This window comes from Flavobacterium stagni (genome assembly GCF_004122105.1).
Lineage (GTDB): Bacteria > Bacteroidota > Bacteroidia > Flavobacteriales > Flavobacteriaceae > Flavobacterium > Flavobacterium stagni.
This window is the reverse complement of the sequence record NZ_SBKN01000018.1, coordinates 1-518: the sequence shown is the minus strand read 5'-3', so window position 1 is coordinate 518 and position 518 is coordinate 1. Positions and strand designations below refer to the sequence as shown.

The 518-nt window shown below is 45.0% G+C and carries 1 protein-coding gene; it reads right to left on the bottom strand.

The genetic code is table 11. The annotated features are described in order from the left end of the window. Positions 1 to 518: hypothetical protein (locus tag EQG61_RS13800; protein ID WP_164974945.1), on the bottom strand; the 518-nt coding region annotated here is incomplete at both ends.

Genomic DNA, 518 nt, shown 5'->3' with positions numbered 1-518 from the left:
AATCGAGCACGTTTTACTAAACGATCCAAAATCAGGTTGGTTGGGCATTTTCACCGCTACTTGCACGGAATACGTTTCACCAGGAACCAAGCCCGGGAAATCAGTCAATCTAAAGTAGTTCGCATTTTTGTCGACACTGTAGTCATAACTCTGACCCACATTATACAAACGGTAACGGTATTGTACCGCATTTCGAACCAAAGTCGCATTGATATTCTCAGTATAACTCGTAACTGCATAGTCATTACATTGCGTGGCTCGCAATTCTGTATTGGGGTGTTTCGGAGCTTGAATGGTACATGCTGGACCGTACGCCATGAATACACCGTCTAAGTTGCGAATCGCACACGAAACGCTATAGTTCGCATCATAAAGGAAGTCGGTCACCTGATCAAAAGAGAAGTAACGCAAACCGCTCGTCAACACTTGTGTGCTTACAACGTTGTTGCTCGCATCCAAACGTTGGACTTGGTAGCGGTAAACCGATACTAAAGCAACTGCCGAACTGGTAACTTGTG